Origin of the sequence: Desulfovibrio sp., from assembly GCA_016208105.1 — a bacterium.
GTDB lineage: Bacteria > Desulfobacterota > Desulfovibrionia > Desulfovibrionales > Desulfovibrionaceae > Fundidesulfovibrio.
On record JACQYS010000003.1, the window covers coordinates 79,202 to 93,903 of the forward strand.

The window sequence follows — 14,702 nt, forward strand, 5'->3', positions numbered from 1 at the left end:
GACGGTCCCTCATGCACACCGAAATCAAGGCCTGCCGTCTATGCGGCGACAAAAGGCTCACAAGTCTCATTTGTCTGGGCGAACAGCATCTCACGGGTGTCTTTCCTAAGGACCCTGCCGCCTCTCTCAGCAAAGGTCCCCTCGACCTAGTCCTCTGCGGCGACTGTGGTTTGGTGCAGCTTAGGCATTCCTTCATTCCAGGCGAGATGTATGGCCAGAATTATGGTTATCGATCCAGCCTCAACCGCTCCATGGTGGACCACCTTAAGGTCAAGATCGAAAGGTTGCAGTCCCGTTTCCCGGTGGGCTTGGGCGACTACGTACTGGACATCGGCGCCAATGACGGTACGTCCTTGGCGTTCTACCCTCAGGGTGGGGCCACCCTTTGCGGCATGGACCCATCTGCCGAGAAATTTCGGAGCCATTACCGGCCGGATATCAACTTGGTGGTGGACTTCTTCTCAGCTGAGCGCTTCCGCAAAGAGTTCGGCCAAGAGGCGCGTCCCAGGATCGTCACTTCGATTGCCATGTTCTACGATCTGGAAGATCCTCTTGGGTTCGTTCGCCAGATCAAGGAAATTTTGCACCCCAAGGGAGTGTGGCATTTCGAGCAAAGCTATCTGCCGCTTATGCTCGAGGCTAATGCCTACGATACTATCTGTCATGAGCACCTGGAGTACTACGGACTAAAGCAGATCAAATGGATGATGGACCGGGTGGGGTTTGAAATCCTGGATGTGGAATTGAACAGCATTAACGGCGGCAGCTTCGCCGTCACAGTGGCCCACCAGGGTTCCGGCCTTCCAGGCAATCCTGCAACCGTGCAGTTCCTTCTCGACGCTGAAGAACGCCTGGGAACACACACAGTGGATTTCTATGAGGCCTTTTCCAAGGGAGTAGAGGCCCATCGTGAGGGACTCAAGAACCTGCTGGTGGACCTTAAGTCGCAAGGAAAGATCGTACTGGGCTACGGGGCGTCCACCAAGGGCAACGTCATTCTGCAATATTGCGGCCTGACGCCTGAACTTCTGCCCGCTATCGCCGAGGTCAATGAGTCCAAGTTTGGATCCTACACACCAGGTACGTGTATACCCATAATCTCTGAGACGCAGGCTCGGGCCATGAAACCTGACTGTTTCGTTGTGTTCCCATGGCACTTCAGGGAAACCATCGTGGCTCGGGAACGTGAGTTTCTGGCTTCAGGCGGGACTCTCGTCTTTCCCCTGCCAGTTATCGAAATCGTTTCTGGATGAAGCGGGTTCTCATCATTGGAGACCGGGGGCAGGACGGACGGCTCTTGCGTGAACTCCTGGAAGGGGAGGGCTGCGCTGTAACGGGCCTGTCCCGCCAAGCCACGACCCTGCCAGACGGGAGCGAGACGGCTCCTGTGAATGTGGCCGATGCATTGGCTGTGGCTTCGCTGGTAAGAGACGTCCAGCCGGAAGAGATTTACTACTTGGCAGCGTTCCACCATTCCTCTCAGCAGGCTCAGGGAGCTGACGCTCATGCCGTATGGACCTTCAGCATGGAGATCAACGTCGCCGGGCCGGTGAACTTTCTTGAAGCAGTGCGTTTGAACACCCGGCCTGCGCGTTTCTTCTACGCCGGGAGTTGCCTGGCTTACGGGGTTCCCGACTCTACACCCCAAACTGAAGACACCTGCCTGCGCCCAGCGTGCGTTTATGGCATTAGCAAAGCGGCCGGGGCGCATGCGGTCAGTCTTTTTCGGGAGCGCCACGGTGTATTCGCTGTGACCGGAATACTATTCAACCACGAATCGCACCTGCGGCCCGAATATTTCCTCTCTCGTAAGATCGTGCGAACCGCCTGGCGAATCCGAAAGGGGCTGGAGCAGGAGCTTGTGCTGGCAGATCTGTCCGCCCGTGCGGACTGGGGCTACGCCCCGGACTTTGTTGATGCTTTCAGGCGTACCCTGCGGGTTGATGCGCCGCGTGACTACGTCATCGCCACGGGTGAACTCCATGGGGTGCGGGATTGGGTGGAGAAAACCTTTGCGCTTGCCGGTCTTGATTGGCGCAAACACGTGCGCGAGGATGCAAGCCTCGCAATACGCAGGCGGGAGCCGCTTGTTGGCAATATCACACGCATCCGTGAAAAGTGCGGTTGGAAGCCTACTGTAGGTTTCAAACGCATGATTGAACTGCTGTTTGAGCATGAAGGAAATATCAATTGAAAACGCTCCGCATTCTCATCTTCATCCCCACATTCAACGAGCATGGCAATGTGGAGCGGATGGCCAGGGAGTTGTCCGCCCTGAAGCTGGACGCTGATATTCTTTTCTTAGACGATAATTCCCCGGACGGTACAGGGGTACTGCTGGATAGTCTGGCCGAGCAGATACCCAGTATGTCCGTGATCCACCGCTCCGGTAAAATGGGGATAGGGTCCGCCCACCAAGAAGGCATCAGGCACGCCTACGAAGGTGATTATGACGTGCTGATTACTCTTGATTGCGATTTCACGCATGATCCCAAAGATATCCCTCGCATGCTGGTGGCTCTTGAAGGGTATGACGTGGCCCTGGGGTCACGCTATATGCAACGAGGCAGTCTCCCGGGATGGAATCTGAGCCGGCGTTGTCTCACCCTTTTCGGACATTTCCTGACATCCACTTTGCTAGGGCTCCCACAGGATGCGAGCGGGGCCTTTCGTGCTTATAACTTGCGCAGGATCAAGAGGGACATCTTCGAATTGGTTGTGTCGAGGAGCTATTCTTTTTTTTACGAAAGCCTGTTCGTTCTGGTTCGAAACGGCCTTTCCATCAAAGAGATACCAATTGTGCTTCCCGCTCGTACCTATGGTAGCTCAAAGCTTTCAACACGTGAAGCGATTCGCGGCGGTATGTATCTAGTGCGTTTGTGTTTGGAAAACTTGGCCCATCCCGAGCGGTTTCGGCAGGGAAGGCCGGCGGATTCCTTGCTCGGCGATTCTCCAGCAACGGATTGGGACGCGTATTGGGCCAAGAAGCAAAGTGCCGGGGCCTTGGCTTATGAAGTGGTAGCAGCTGTTTACCGCAAACTTTTCATCCGGTTGAACGTTCGCCGCGCGATCTTCGATAACTTTGAGCCGCATGCGAAGCTTCTGCACGCAGGCTGCGGATCTGGACAGGCTGATGTGGACCTGCATGAGCGATTTAACGTCACTGCTGTGGACATATCCATGGAGGCTTTGGAACTCTATGGACGGAATAATCCGGCAGTCCATCGCCTGGAGCAGGCTGACCTCTTCAAGCTGCCCTTCGCATCCGGAAGTTTCGACGGCGTATTCAATTTGGGGGTGATGGAGCATTTTGACGAGAAGCAGATCCAAATCCTGCTTGAGGAGTTCCATCGGGTGTTAAAACCGGGCGGCAAGGTAGTGTTCTTCTGGCCCCACGCCCGCGCCACTAGTGTCCAGGTAATAAGGGTCATTCATTTCGTGATGCGTTGGATCCTGGGGAAAACTTCCAAGCTCCATCCTGATGAAATCACCCTGATATATGACAAAGCTCACGCCCGCTCCCTACTGGAAAGTGCCAAGTTCAAGTTGGAACGATACACATTTGGCCCCCGAGACTTGTTTGTCCAGGCTCTGATAGTGGGGACTAAAATATAAAAAGGCCTGTGTATGAGCAACGAACCAAATAAAATAATCTACTCCATGATCCGGGTTTCCAAGTTTCACGACAAGAAACCCATTTTGCAAAACATCTCGCTTTCGTATTTTTACGGGGCCAAGATCGGCGTCATCGGTATGAACGGCTCGGGCAAGTCCACGCTTCTGCGCATTCTTGCGGGCGTGGACAAGGATTTCCAGGGCGAGACCGTGCTTGCTCCGGGCCACACCATCGGCTTTTTGGAGCAGGAACCCCAGCTCGACGAGACCAAGACCGTACGCGAAATAGTGGAAGAGGGCGTGGCCGAGACCATGGCCCTGGTCCGCGAATTCGAGGAAATAAACGCCAAGTTCGCCGAGCCCATGGACGACGACGAGATGAACGCCCTGATCGAGCGCCAGGGGCAGGTACAGGAGAAGCTCGATGCGGCGGGTGCCTGGGACATCGATTCCCGCCTCGAGATGGCCATGGACGCCTTGCGCTGCCCGGCGCCGGACACGCCGGTCAAGGTCATCTCAGGCGGCGAGAAACGCCGGGTGGCCTTGTGCCGCCTGCTCCTCAAGGCGCCTGATATTCTGCTCCTGGACGAACCCACCAACCACCTGGACGCCGAGACAGTGGCCTGGCTGGAGCACCACCTGGCCACCTACCCCGGCACCATCATCGCCGTCACCCACGACCGGTACTTCCTGGACAACGTGGCTGGCTGGATTCTCGAACTCGACCGGGGCCGTGGTATCCCCTGGAAGGGCAATTATTCCTCGTGGCTTGAACAGAAGCAGGAGCGCTTGAAAAACGAGGAAAAGAGCGAGATGGAGCGCCAGAAGACCCTCGAGCGCGAACTCGAGTGGATCCGCATGAGCCCTCGCGGCCGCCACGCCAAGAGCAAAGCCCGTATCAGCGCCTATGAGGCCCTGGCGTCCCAGGATACCGACAAGGTGTCAAAGGATCTGGAAATCTTCATTCCGCCCGGACCGCGCCTGGGCAACAAGGTCATCGAGGCCGTGGGCGTGTGCAAGGCTTTCGGCGACAACATGCTGGTGGAGGACTTGAACCTCCTCATTCCCCCCGGAGCCATCGTGGGTATCATAGGCCCTAACGGCGCGGGCAAAACCACCCTGTTTCGCATGATCACCGGGACCGACAAGCCCGATTGCGGCGAGATCAAGCTGGGCGACACCGTGGTTCTGGCCCATGTGGACCAGTCCCGCGAGGCACTGAAGGAAGACATGAGCGTGTGGGAGGCAATAAGCGAGGGCAAGGACACCATCCCTCTGGGCAGGCGTGAGGTGAACTCCCGGGCCTATGTGGCCCGTTTCGGCCTGACCGGCACGGATCAGCAGAAGAAGGTGGGCCTGCTTTCGGGCGGAGAACGCAACCGCGTGTTCCTGGCCAGGATGCTCAAAAGCGGGGCAAACGTGATCCTCCTGGACGAACCCACCAACGACCTGGACGTGAACACCATGCGCGCCCTGGAGGACGCTCTGCTTAACTTCGCGGGTTGTGCCCTGATAATAAGCCACGACCGCTGGTTCCTGGACCGCGTGGCCACGCACATCCTGGCCTTTGAAGGAGACTCCAAGGCCGTGTGGTTCGACGGCAACTACTCGGAATATGAGGCGGACCGGAAGGAACGCCTGGGCAAGGAAGCCGACCAGCCCCACAGGATAAAATACAGGAAGTTCGCCAGGGCCTAGGTCGTCTGGCCCTGCCCAAGCCTTGCCCGAAGGGATGTCTTTTCGGGACCGGCTTTTCGCATCGCGTCCAAGGCCGGAACGACCGACCTGGACGCGATACTTTTTTGCACTTCGGAAACGAAGGAGAAAACATGGATGACGATGAAGCGGTTCTGGCCGAGTCCGTTTTGGAATCCATGCGGCTCATGGCCGTGCATTACGGTCTCTGGTTCGCCGAGACCATAAAGCAGCAGGGCCTGGAAAAAGCCCTGGAAGCAGAAGAAAAGGCGGGCGGTCAGGCCTTGTCCCTGGCCCTGAAGCGATTCTCCGATGGTACCAATCCCTTTCTTGGTCGGTCGCGACAGGAGCTTCTGGGGCTTCTCGATACCCTGGGAAAACTCTGGCTCGGCCTGGATGGAGTGTGGTTCCAGGCTGTGGAGGGATTTGCCGGAATGGACGGAGCCAAGCGGATCAACGATGCCTGCTGGACCGCGTTTGCTCCCCTTGAGGCGTCGCGCATCAAGGCCGTGCTCGGGTTGCCCGCAAACGGTGGGTTCGATGCCTTGGAGAAAGCCTTGAGACATAGGTTCAGCAGCCGCATCAACGAGGTTGAAATCCTGCGGGAACAGGCGGCGCTGACGCTTCGCTACACGGCATGCCGGGTACAAGCCGCGCGCCGTCGCAAAGGTCTTGCGGATTATCCGTGCAAGTCCGCCGGAGTGGCTGAATTCACAGGTTTCGCCCGGACTCTGGATTCACGGTTCACAACCACCTGCATTGCCTGCCCCCCGGACCCGCTGCCGGACGGTGATTTCTGCTTCTGGCGTTTCACCCTGGAAAATGATTAGATATTCCCATCCGTTCGGGAGGGGCAGATGCTCGACAAAGTCTTGGAATTCACCCGCTCAATCTTTGACGATCTCGATTCGAAATCCTTCCAGCGGCGTTTTTTGGGCGGCCTGCTGGCCATCCAGAACGTGGAGCGCGGTTCCCTGTGGGTCAAACGCGGCAAGGTGATCACCTGCATCGAAGCGGCCGGGGAGCAGAGCGAACAGGTTCTGGGCATCGAAATCCCGGCGGACAAGCCGAGCGTGGTCGGCTGGGTGATCGACAACGCGCGCATGACCATAGCCGAGCCCTCCAAAGATCCTCGCCACTTCAAGGAGCTGGAAAGCGGCCTGGCGTCCAAGAGCACCCTTATCCTCTGTTATCCTTTGGTGCTGCGCGACGGCGAGGTCTACGGCGCGGTGGAACTCATCGACACCGCGGCCATGGGAAGCCGGCTCAATCTCCGTAAGGACTACCTGGATCTGCTGCAACACTTCGTGTCGGTTGGGGCCATCGCTTTGGGACAGGCCCTGGCTTTTGACAGCAAGGAACGCGAATGCCGCGGTTTGAAAAACGCGCTGGATCGCTTCCGGGGGCAGCCGCCGGTCGTGGGGCAGTCGCCCGCCGTGTGCGAGGCCATGAAAAAAGTTCAGGCCTTTGCACGCACGGATTTTCCGGTGCTTATCACCGGCGAATCAGGCACGGGCAAGGAGCTTTTCGCCCAGGCCATCCACCAGGCAAGTACTCGCAGGGACAAGCCGTTCTTCGTGCAGAACTGCTCGGCCATTCCGGAAACCCTGCTTGAGAGCGAGCTCTTCGGCTACAAAAGGGGCGCCTTCACCGGGGCGGATCGCGACAAGACCGGCCTGTTCGAGTCGGCCGAAGGCGGCACGGTGTTCTTGGATGAGATTGGGGACATGGCACCGTCCCTGCAAGCGAAGATCCTGCGCCTTATCCAGAACAGCGAGGTCAAGCCCCTGGGGGGAGCCGCCGCACGCACAGTGGACGTTCGCATCATCTCGGCGACCAACAAGGATCTCGCTACGGCCATTTCGGACGGAGAATTTCGCGAGGACCTTTTCTACCGTTTGAATGTGCTTCCCCTGCACCTTCCACCACTTCGCGAACGTCCCGAGGACATCGGGGAACTGCTTGATTATTTCATAAAACGCGAATGCGTGCGCCTGGGCGTTTCCCCCAAGCGCCTTTCCGCTCCTGCCCGACGCAGATTGGGAGAATATGCCTGGAGGGGGAACATCAGGGAGATGGAAAACCTGGTGAAGTACATCCTGACGGTTACCGAAGGCGATGTTATCGAAGAGCGCGATCTGCCGGTCCACATCGTTGGCAGTGAGAGCCACGTCTCGCCCGAGGAGTTGGGGGAACGTCGCGGTTTTACGCTGTCGGAGTTGACCTGGGATGAAGTGGAGCGAGCCTATACGCTGGAGATACTTGAGAAGTACAGGTGGAACATCACCAAGGCCGCCAAACAGGCGGGGGTGAACAGGTCCACATTCGATTCCCGCCTGAAGAAGCTCGGCATCTCCAAGGCCTAGGCCGGTCCGGTTTCGCGCTTTGGTGACTGTTGTTTCAGCATGTGTCCTGTGGATGACTCAGGAACGCTTTAAGGATCGATCTTCGCGCCCGCCTTTCCCTCTATCTAGGTAACGCCCAAATGGTGTGCTTGGTTAGAAATAATCTTGAGTGTGCCAAACTTTTTTTGAGTTTTACATGCCAGCCAATTTCTGTGTAACCAGGGAATGGCTCGTTACGACATATGATAAGTCATTGAAGATTCCGGATGTCGGTCATTGCGGTTACGGACAAAGGTGGCGTTCGTGGTTTGACCACGGTTGTCTTGGTTCACTCGTTGAGAGAGCTCACAAGGAGAAAACATGCCCCGTATCATCCGCGCGCTGTACGTCCTGCCGGCTTTCATCCTGACGGCTGCTTTGGTTCTGGGAGGTCTGGCTGGCGATGCTCAGGCCTACAAACGAAAATCCACGGCCACAGGCTCCGGCGGAAAGTCGGTCACACAGGATGTGGAGGCGAACAAGACCGGATCGGGCTATAACAGGTCGTCCACGACCACCGGCCCCAACGACAAGTCCGTTTCCAAGGACGCGACAGGCACCTGGGACAGCTCCACCAACACCTGGAACAAGGATAAAACCGTCACCGGGCCCAAGGGAAAATCAAAAAGCTGGGAGAAATCCACCACTATTTCCAAATAGCGGGCAAGGGATTCGTTTGGATATGGTAGAGAAGCGGCGTTTTCGAGTCGTAATGGTTCAAACTGATACGTCTTAAGATTGAGCCCGCAGAAGCATTCCACAGCTGTGACAGCGTTTTCGCGAAAACTGCGGATGTGGCAAACGAAGCAGCAACGACGGTTTAAGCTGCGATGAACCGGGAGTTTTTTTCCGGTTCTGGAGGAAACCCTAATGGAACAAGTACTTGAAAGAATCTGGACTGGTCTTGCCGTGCCGGTTTGCCTGGGCCTGCTTATGGCGGTCTGCGCGGGCGAGGCCATTGCTAGTTTGAAAAGCAGGATGCACTGTTAAAGTATGTGTGGTCATCAGGCATTCGTACATCATGGGATGCCTGGAACACATTGGCGAAGAGTTGCATGCACAGGTCTCCGGCCGGTCCGGCCGGAGACCCGTGAAATGCACTAGAGGGTCTTATTCCGGCTTTGTGCCAGTGAACTTCGCGCTCCAAACATTGCCTGCCAGCTCGTCTAATACGTCCCGTCCAACTCCTGCAGGGGCTGTCTCAGGCAGAATGCCGCCAAGCATGGCCCGCATTTGCTCCGCCGTATAGATGAGACGTTCCACAACATCCGTCTGTATGAACCCCGCTTCTTTGAGACCATCCAGATACTGCGTTTCGGAGAGCGCTCCAGCCACGCATGCGGCGTAAGCCTGTGCACTTTCACGCACATCGTCTGGGATATTTTGAGCCACGATGTCGGAAATGCTGAACCGTCCTCCTGGTTTGAGAACCCGGAAGATCTCCCGGAACACTGCGGGTTTGTCCGGAGAGAGGTTGATGACGCAGTTGGAGATGACCCAGTCCACGCTGGAGTCCGCCACCGGCAGTTCCTCGATAATACCCCGGCGCAGGTCGATATTGGCCTTCCCGGAGTTTTTGACGTTTGCGGACGCTGTGGCGAGCATCTCGTCCGTCATGTCTACCCCGATGACCAGACCGCTTGGACCGACGATATCGGAAGCGATGAGCAGGTCGAATCCCGCTCCTGATCCGAGGTCCAGCACCGTCTGGCCAGGCTGCACTCCAGCAAAGGCCAGAGGGGCTCCGCAACCGAAAGAAGTCGAGGCGGCATCCTTATAGAGTTCGCGTTCCGGGCCGTATCCGGCGATGCTCGCCAACTGGCCGGGGCTGCTTGAACCGGAGCAGCAGCCGCTTGAGGCGCCGCATCCGCATGTGTTTGCATTTTTAGCCGAGGTGATCGCCTTGCCGTACGCCAGGGCTACCTCCCGGCGGACATTGTGTCCCTTCATGGTTTTCTCCTTGTAGCCGGCAGCATTCCCCGGAAAGCGCAAAGCTTTCGATGGCGTCCGCCATGCCTCGCAGCGTGGCCACGAGTTCTGAGAGGCGCGGACGGTACACCACTTCCCGGCCGTGCTTGGCCGCTTCCGCCAACCCGGCATCCTTGAGCGCCTTCAGGTGTCTGGAGACGCCCGAAAGGTGTACCCCACAGCACTGCGACGCCTCGCTGACTGTAAGCGGCGAGGGCGAGGCGGCCAGTCTGATCAGGACGGCCAACCGGGTGGGGTCGCTCAGGATTTTGAAGAGGTCCGGGCTTGCCAGCCTGGAGAGTTCTCCGGTGCATTGGCCGAGGAATTCGGTGCCGTTCATGGAGACATTATTTGCATCATTGCGCAAATGTGCAAGTGTTTTTGAGGGATTAATTTTCATGTTCTCTTTAACTGTTCGATTATCCGTGAGTTTTCTTTTGCAAGTCCTCGAAGATTGAAAGCGCTGCGGTGCCCCCTTGGCCCACCGCGGTGATGATCTGGCGCACCCCGCCGGTGACGTCTCCAGCAGCGTACACCCTGGGCACGTTGGTGCGCATGCGCGCATCCACCTCCACGTTGCCGTCCTGGTTGAGCCGGCACCCCAGCCGCGCTGCCACCTCAGAATTCGGGGTCTCCCCGATTGCCACGAACACCCCGTCGGTCTTGACTTGGTCGGACTTGCCCGTTGTTACATCCTTGATGGTGACGGCGTTCACCTTCACGTCGCCCAGAATGGCTTCGACAGTGCAGTTCAAGTGCAGGGGGATGGATTCGCGCTTCACGGAATCCACCAGATAGCGTTCGGCCCTGAATTCTTCGCGCCTATGAACGATGCTCACGTCCACGCCGAGGTTCTTGAGGTACAACGCATCGGTGAGGGCCGTATTTCCGCCACCCACCACCAGGACCTTGCGGCCTTTGTAGAGGTAGCCGTCGCAGGTGGCGCAATAGTTGACCCCGTGGCCGAAGTACTCGACCTCGCCTGGCACCTCCAGTTTTTTCCATTTCGCGCCGGTGGCGATGAGCAGGGCCTTGGCCTTGATTTTGAGGGTCGAGGTTTCGGCCGTCACCCCCCCCGGCCCGGCGCTGACCCGCTGCGCCTCTTCCTGTATGATCTCGCAGTATTGCCTGGCCTGGGCCGCCATGACCTCCATGAGGGCAATGCCTGGAATGTTGGCGAATCCGGGATAATTCTCCACCACCGGGGTGAGCGCCACCTGGCCGCCGATGGTTTCGCGCTCCAGGATGATGGTTTTCAGTCCGGCCCTGCCCGCGTAGATTCCCGCGGTCAGTCCGGCAGGCCCGGCGCCAAGTATCAGACAGTCCACTTCGGCGGTTTCCCCGGGTTTGTGCCTTGGAGCGCTCAAGAGCGATTGCGCGTCCTTCAGGCTGACGAGTTCGGCCACGAAACGCAGTTCCTGTTCGAGCCCCAGAACGGAGAGCTTTTCGTTGATCACCGTGTGGGGAACACTGCCTACCCCGTAGCGTTCGGCCAGATCGGGCATCTGGCCGATCTCAACGCACCAGGCCTGCACCGTGCCTGGGCGCTCCACGGCGCACCGGAAAGCGTTAACCGCCTGGGCGGGGCAGTAGGGGCAGGTCGGACTTACGAACACCTTGACGGTGCGTTCCTCAGTGAGCTCCTTCAGAAGGGATTTGGACTCCTCCGATAATCCGGACTGTCGCTTGGAGGCCAAGAGCAACGCCTCAAGAAAACTGCGACCTTCCTCCCCCATTGGAGCCCCGACGAAGCGTATCTGGTAGCGTTCGGGCTCAACGAGCACGGTTGGTGAATGGGTCACCTTCCATTCCCGGGCTTTCTCGTCTCCCACGGTGTGTTGGTGTATCAGTATTTTGTCGGACACATGGGCCAGGTCCGCGGCGAATCGAAGCAGGAATTCGTTGAAGAGGTCGTTGGTCCCGGCCAAGGTGAAGAGGTGCAGGTTCACAGGGTGCACGAGTTCCTTGAACAGGGTCTTCAACTGCTCCCGGCTTTTTTCAGGCAGATACCACTGGTGCTGCACGGCTTCGTCGTTCATGTCGGATGCCTTCTTCTTGCTTGATGAAAAGAGTGTATTGAAAAAGCCCATGGAATGTACACATTACACCGGTTGCCGGAAAGAATTCAACTCCCTTTTCTTTTTCGCTTCACAGGGCTAGAGAATACGGGAGACTCAGCAAGGAGCCATTTATGAGCCCGAAAAAAATAGGAATTGAAACCTTGGCGCTGCACGCCGGCCAGATCCCGGACTCTCAGACCAGGGCCAGAGCCGTGCCAATCTATCAGACCACGTCATACACCTTCCGTGACTCCGATCACGCAGCCAACCTTTTCGCCCTGAAGGAGCCGGGCTACATCTACTCGCGCATCATGAACCCAACCAACGAGGTGCTCGAGAACCGCCTCGCCGCCATGCACGGCGGCACAGCCGGGCTGGTTGTGGCCTCGGGCATGTCCGCCATATTCTATGCCGTGGCCGCCATCACCCAGGCCGGGCAGAACATCGTCTCCGGTTCCAATTTGTACGGCGGGACGGTCACTTTGTTCGCGCACACCCTGAAGCGATTCGGCATTGAGGTCCGGTTCGTGGAGTCCGCGGATCCGGAGAATTTCGCAGCGGCAATTGATGCCAATACCCGGCTCATATTTATTGAATCCATCGGCAATCCCCGCTGCAACGTGGACGATTTTGAGGCCATCGCCAAGGTGGCCCACGACCATGGGCTGCCCCTTGTTGTCGATAACACCGTATCCCCTCCGCCGATATTCAACCCCTTTGATTTCGGGGCGGACATCTGCGTGTATTCGCTCACCAAGATCATCGGAGGGCATGGGAATTCCATCGGCGGCGCCATCGTGGAAAAAGGCAGCTTCGACTGGGCCGCGTCCGGCAAATACCCGGAGATAACGGAACCCGACCCCACCTATCATGGAGTCAACTTCTACAAGAGTTTCTGCGGCTTGGAGGAAGACCAGCTCAAGTGCATGGCCTACCTGCTCAAGGTCCGGTGCGGCCTTCTGCGTGATACCGGCGCCTGCCTGGCTCCACTGAATGCCTTTCTCATCCTCCAAGGTGTCGAAACATTGCCGCTCCGGGCCAGGGCCCATTGCGAGAACGCCAGGAAAATAGCCATGTTCCTGAGCACCCACTCGGCTGTGAGCTTTGTCAATTATGCGGCTCTTCCCGGACATCCCGACCATGACCGGGCAGGGCGTTACTTCCCTAACGGGCCTGGCGCGGTGTTCGGGTTCGGCATCAAGGGCGGGCTGGCCGCTGGCCGCAAATTCATCGATTCGGTGAAACTGTGCTCCCACTTGGCCAACATACTGGACGCCAAGACCCTGGTGATCCACCCCGCATCCACCACCCACTCGCAACTGACACCCCAGGAGCAGCTCGATGCGGGCGTCACTCCCGATCTGGTGCGAATATCGGTGGGGCTGGAGTCCGCTGAAGACATCATTGAGGACCTGGAACAGGCCCTGGCCGCGAGCCAGGCGTGAGAGGGGATTTTACAGGAAGGCCCAAACGCAGTCTTGGCCAGAATTTCTTGAACGACCCCAACGTGGCGCGCAAGATCGTGGAAGCGCTTCGCATTGAACCCGGGGACACGGTCGTTGAGATCGGGCCTGGTCGAGGGGCGCTTACGGGTTTTCTGATGGGGTCTCAAGCCGCGCGGGTTATTGCGGTGGAAAAGGATTCCAGTCTCGCTCCGGAACTCGCCCGAAGCTGGCCTGGTCTCCAGGTGGTGAACGCGGATGCACTGGCCTTTGCCTGGGAACGGCTGGGCAGGGTCGCACCTGTGAGAGTGGTGGGCAACCTTCCCTACAACGTGGCCTCACCAATCATGTGGGATCTGGTGTGGCGTTGCCCCGGTTTTTCCCGGGCCGTATTCATGGTGCAGCTCGAGGTGGCCGAGCGCATCGTGGGCAAGCCGCGCACGAAGGACTATGGGGGCTTGTCCGTTTGGCTACAAAGCCACGTGGTTGCCGAAAAGCTCTTCAAGGTGGCTCCTGGCGTATTCTTTCCCAAACCGAAGGTGGAATCGGCGGTGGTTGCCTTTACGCCAAGGCCCATGTCTGATCGGCCGGCCCATCCGGAGCGATTTTCGGGGCTCATAAAGCGCCTTTTCGGCATGCGCCGCAAACAGCTTGGAAGGATTCTCGGATCGGATTTGAACGAGAGGGCAAAAATATTCCTGGAAAGTGAACATTTAAGCCATTTGAGCCGTCCGGAAGAGCTGAGTCCTGTTCAAATGTATAACCTGCTGAAATATTTGAATTGATATTTATTAACAAAGTTTCATTCTTTCCGGGTCTGGAATGAAAAAAACCTCGGAGGCCACAAATACTGGGCATTCCCGCTAGACATTGATCCGTGATTGCTATAAGCCTGACCCGTCTTCCGCGAAGTGGACGGCCTGGGGAAGCCTGGGCGAGTCAGCTCCGGATGCTGTAGTTGCATAGACTGTATTGAACACGTAAGTCCCGGTACGCTTTGGGCGTATCGCAACAGAACCCGAGGAGGAGAGGACCGATGACGAAGGCTGATCTGGTTGTCAAAATTGCTGAGAAGGCCGGTATCACCAAGGCCAACGCCGAACGCGCCCTGAACGCCTTCCTGGAGGCTGTTGAGGCCACTCTGGTCGCTGATGGCAAACTGACCCTGACTGGCTTCGGCACCTTCCTTGTGGAAGAGCGCCAGGCTCGCACCGGCCGCAATCCCCGCACCGGCGCCGAGATCAAGATTCCTGCCTCCAAGGTGGTGAAATTCCGCCCCGGCAAGCTGCTGAAAGACGCAGTGAAGTAGTTTTAGAGGCGGGCTTCGCCGGTATTCGCCGGCGGCTACTCCTCCTCTGTTCCCATGGCGACGCTTGGCAGCTGCCGGCGCGCTGTGGAGCAGGATTTTCAAGAGGCCATCCGGCTGTAAGGCCGGGTGGCCTTTTTGCGCTCTGTGGCGAAAATAATGCTTGAACCTTGCGTCGAGTGAGGTTAACTAAACGTTCTTTACGCTAAGAATACTTTTCGGGCGTCCGGCT

At 57.7% G+C, this 14,702-nt stretch carries 13 protein-coding genes; 10 read left to right on the forward strand and 3 right to left on the reverse strand.

Features of this window, described 5'->3' with window-relative positions:
• Positions 1 to 11 precede the first annotated feature (11 nt).
• The 7 genes from HY795_01900 to HY795_01930 all read left to right on the forward strand — a co-directional run bounded on the left by HY795_01900 (position 12) and on the right by HY795_01930 (position 8,354).
• A complete protein-coding gene (locus HY795_01900; protein MBI4803969.1) occupies positions 12 to 1,253 on the forward strand; it encodes a class I SAM-dependent methyltransferase in 1,242 nt (413 codons plus the stop codon).
• Complete coding sequence (locus HY795_01905) at positions 1,250 to 2,194, forward strand: GDP-mannose 4,6-dehydratase (GenBank protein MBI4803970.1); 945 nt, start codon at positions 1,250 to 1,252, stop codon at positions 2,192 to 2,194. The genes HY795_01900 and HY795_01905 overlap by 4 nt, the downstream gene beginning before the upstream one ends.
• The gene (locus HY795_01910; GenBank protein MBI4803971.1) at positions 2,191 to 3,615 is read left to right on the forward strand and encodes a glycosyltransferase; all 1,425 of its coding nucleotides are present in this window, start codon (positions 2,191 to 2,193) and stop codon (positions 3,613 to 3,615) included. The genes HY795_01905 and HY795_01910 overlap by 4 nt, the downstream gene beginning before the upstream one ends.
• Before the next feature lie 12 nt (positions 3,616 to 3,627).
• Complete coding sequence (gene ettA, locus HY795_01915; protein MBI4803972.1) at positions 3,628 to 5,313, forward strand: energy-dependent translational throttle protein EttA; 1,686 nt, start codon at positions 3,628 to 3,630, stop codon at positions 5,311 to 5,313.
• 131 nt (positions 5,314 to 5,444) lie between these two features.
• A complete protein-coding gene (locus HY795_01920; GenBank protein ID MBI4803973.1) occupies positions 5,445 to 6,140 on the forward strand; it encodes a cytosolic protein in 696 nt (231 codons plus the stop codon).
• 27 nt (positions 6,141 to 6,167) lie between these two features.
• Complete coding sequence (locus HY795_01925; protein MBI4803974.1) at positions 6,168 to 7,676, forward strand: sigma-54-dependent Fis family transcriptional regulator; 1,509 nt, start codon at positions 6,168 to 6,170, stop codon at positions 7,674 to 7,676.
• Between the two features lie 339 nt (positions 7,677 to 8,015).
• Entirely contained in the window at positions 8,016 to 8,354 is a 339-nt protein-coding gene (locus tag HY795_01930) for a hypothetical protein (protein MBI4803975.1), read from the forward strand.
• Between the two features lie 450 nt (positions 8,355 to 8,804).
• Here the strand turns inward: HY795_01930 and arsM are convergent, their stop codons facing one another.
• The 3 genes from arsM to HY795_01945 form a co-directional block, all read right to left on the reverse strand.
• Positions 8,805 to 9,644, reverse strand: a complete 840-nt coding sequence (arsM, locus tag HY795_01935; GenBank protein MBI4803976.1) for an arsenite methyltransferase — start codon at positions 9,642 to 9,644, stop codon at positions 8,805 to 8,807.
• Complete coding sequence (locus HY795_01940; protein MBI4803977.1) at positions 9,580 to 10,002, reverse strand: winged helix-turn-helix transcriptional regulator; 423 nt, start codon at positions 10,000 to 10,002, stop codon at positions 9,580 to 9,582. The genes arsM and HY795_01940 overlap by 65 nt, the downstream gene beginning before the upstream one ends.
• A gap of 79 nt (positions 10,003 to 10,081) precedes the next feature.
• Positions 10,082 to 11,752 (reverse strand): FAD-dependent oxidoreductase, encoded by a 1,671-nt coding sequence (locus tag HY795_01945; GenBank protein MBI4803978.1) that lies wholly within the window; start codon positions 11,750 to 11,752, stop codon positions 10,082 to 10,084.
• Between the two features lie 101 nt (positions 11,753 to 11,853).
• On the opposite strand from HY795_01945, the gene HY795_01950 reads away from it, so the two are divergent.
• From HY795_01950 to HY795_01960, 3 genes are all read left to right on the forward strand, one after another.
• The gene (locus HY795_01950) at positions 11,854 to 13,167 is read left to right on the forward strand and encodes an O-acetylhomoserine aminocarboxypropyltransferase/cysteine synthase (protein ID MBI4803979.1); all 1,314 of its coding nucleotides are present in this window, start codon (positions 11,854 to 11,856) and stop codon (positions 13,165 to 13,167) included.
• Positions 13,164 to 13,949: a ribosomal RNA small subunit methyltransferase A gene (gene rsmA, locus HY795_01955; protein ID MBI4803980.1), complete on the forward strand. Its 786-nt coding sequence runs from the start codon at positions 13,164 to 13,166 to the stop codon at positions 13,947 to 13,949. Before HY795_01950 ends, rsmA begins: the two co-directional genes overlap by 4 nt.
• Before the next feature lie 251 nt (positions 13,950 to 14,200).
• Entirely contained in the window at positions 14,201 to 14,473 is a 273-nt protein-coding gene (locus HY795_01960) for an HU family DNA-binding protein (GenBank protein ID MBI4803981.1), read from the forward strand.
• Positions 14,474 to 14,702: the final 229 nt, after the last annotated feature.

What these genes read in the sequence shown, in the direction of transcription:
- HY795_01900 (MBI4803969.1), top strand. Translation starts at nt 12, where the DNA reads ATGCACACCGAAATCAAGGCCTGCCGTCTATGCGGCGACAAAAGGCTC.
- arsM (MBI4803976.1), bottom strand. Translation starts at nt 9,644, where the DNA reads ATGAAGGGACACAATGTCCGCCGGGAGGTAGCCCTGGCGTACGGCAAG.
- HY795_01930 (MBI4803975.1), top strand. Translation starts at nt 8,016, where the DNA reads ATGCCCCGTATCATCCGCGCGCTGTACGTCCTGCCGGCTTTCATCCTG.
- ettA (MBI4803972.1), top strand. Translation starts at nt 3,628, where the DNA reads ATGAGCAACGAACCAAATAAAATAATCTACTCCATGATCCGGGTTTCC.
- HY795_01960 (MBI4803981.1), top strand. Translation starts at nt 14,201, where the DNA reads ATGACGAAGGCTGATCTGGTTGTCAAAATTGCTGAGAAGGCCGGTATC.
- HY795_01940 (MBI4803977.1), bottom strand. Translation starts at nt 10,002, where the DNA reads ATGAACGGCACCGAATTCCTCGGCCAATGCACCGGAGAACTCTCCAGG.
- HY795_01905 (MBI4803970.1), top strand. Translation starts at nt 1,250, where the DNA reads ATGAAGCGGGTTCTCATCATTGGAGACCGGGGGCAGGACGGACGGCTC.
- HY795_01945 (MBI4803978.1), bottom strand. Translation starts at nt 11,752, where the DNA reads ATGGGCTTTTTCAATACACTCTTTTCATCAAGCAAGAAGAAGGCATCC.
- HY795_01925 (MBI4803974.1), top strand. Translation starts at nt 6,168, where the DNA reads ATGCTCGACAAAGTCTTGGAATTCACCCGCTCAATCTTTGACGATCTC.
- HY795_01950 (MBI4803979.1), top strand. Translation starts at nt 11,854, where the DNA reads ATGAGCCCGAAAAAAATAGGAATTGAAACCTTGGCGCTGCACGCCGGC.
- HY795_01920 (MBI4803973.1), top strand. Translation starts at nt 5,445, where the DNA reads ATGGATGACGATGAAGCGGTTCTGGCCGAGTCCGTTTTGGAATCCATG.